The sequence below is a fragment of the Orrella sp. 11846 genome, from assembly GCF_048820935.1.
Lineage (GTDB): Bacteria > Pseudomonadota > Gammaproteobacteria > Burkholderiales > Burkholderiaceae_B > Algicoccus.
The window spans coordinates 1-257 of record NZ_JBMERD010000075.1; the positions used below are offsets into that span (position 1 = coordinate 1).

1 protein-coding gene is annotated in these 257 nt (G+C 52.5%); it reads right to left on the minus strand.

Annotation, left to right across the window (positions count from 1 at the left end):
- Positions 1–257, minus strand: a 257-nt coding sequence (locus ACOI06_RS14670; RefSeq protein WP_420663328.1) for an IS66 family transposase, incomplete at both ends; no start/stop codon positions are given.

The following is a 257-nucleotide window of genomic DNA, read 5'->3' on the forward strand; positions in this document are numbered from 1 at the left end:
GTGGGACAGCCGCATCCGTCAGGAAGACACTCAAGGACGTTTTGCGTGGATGGGTATAGCCCAGTGCTTTGGCAAAGGGGCTGCTGGGCAAGAGTGTGACATCCGACAGACATTCCTCGACCCATTTGAAGAACGCTTTCACAACGGGTTGTGCGTGTTCGATTCTGAAGTCGAGTTTCTGTTGTCCTTGCAAGTCTTCTTTGGCAATGCGTTCTTCCACGGCATAGAGGGCACGGATATAACTCAAGGCGATTGCC